This is a genomic window from Streptomyces sp. L-9-10, from assembly GCF_004151105.1.
GTDB lineage: Bacteria > Actinomycetota > Actinomycetes > Streptomycetales > Streptomycetaceae > Streptomyces.
Window position 1 is genome coordinate 1 of the sequence record NZ_PHRF01000157.1, and the last position, 989, is coordinate 989.

The following is a 989-nucleotide window of genomic DNA, read 5'->3' on the forward strand; positions in this document are numbered from 1 at the left end:
CCTGTGCGGCCCGCCGCCCCGGCCCCGGCCCGCTGGGCGTTCCTGGGAGACGGGCCCGGCCGGACGGAGACCTCCGAGCCGGCCCGCGTGTACGCGGAGGTGGATGACTGTTTCGTAGCGGAGTCCTGTGAGTGTGCTGCCGCGTTGTTTGATGTCGGTGCAGGTGACGTCGATGTGGAGTGTGGCGGGTGTGTCGGCGGTGAGGATGTGGTCGGGGTCGACGGTGTAGTGGAGGTCCCGCATGAGGAAGTGGTGGCCGAGGGGGACGCCGAATTCGGCGTGTGCGAGGAGGGATCCGGTCTGGCGGATGGTCTCGGCTGCGAGCATGGGGTCGTGGTGGGGGCCGATGGGGCTGAAGAAGCTGTGTCCGCGGGGCCATTGGGCTGTCACTGTGAAGTGGGTGTTGTCCTTGCGTTTCCAGTCGGTGAGCATGACTTCGGCGACGGCTGCGCGGTGGACGAACTCTTTGGGCACGGTGGTGGTGAGTGAGGGAAAGCGGAACAGGGGTGGTGCGGCCTGCTGGTAGGGCTGTCTGTTCTGTGCGGGTGCTTCGTGGCTGAGCGGGCGGGCGGGCCGGAAGGTTATCGCTGTCATCTTTCCCCCAAAATGACGGTGACGAGAAGTGGTGTGGGTGTCTCGCGGACCCCAAAGATACATACCACCCGGTTTATTTTCCACTGTTTCTTCATGTGCCCGGGAAGGGAAACCGGCAGATCCGCTTCCGTTCGTGACACCGGCCCGCGGTACCGGCCGGCCGCGGGCCGTTGCGGGCTGTTCCCGGTTCCGGCAAGGCCGGAGCGGGCGGGCCGCGGCCCGCGGGCCGCGGGTGTGCGGGCGGGTCCCGCCGTGCCGCGGCCGGGTTCGCGGGGGGCGGGTCCCGCCGTGGTGGAGGCGGGGGTTGTGGAGGCGGGGTGTGCGCGGCGGGGTTGGCGGGCGGCGGGCGCGGTGGGCGCGGTGGGCGGTGGGCGGTGGGGTTGCCGGGGCTGCCG

At 70.2% G+C, this 989-nt stretch carries 1 protein-coding gene; it reads right to left on the bottom strand.

What is annotated here, in order from left to right:
• On the bottom strand, positions 1–594 hold a 594-nt coding region (locus CU044_RS32180), incomplete at its 3' end, for an AfsA-related hotdog domain-containing protein (RefSeq protein WP_275670240.1).
• Between the last annotated feature and the right edge of the window lie 395 nt (positions 595–989).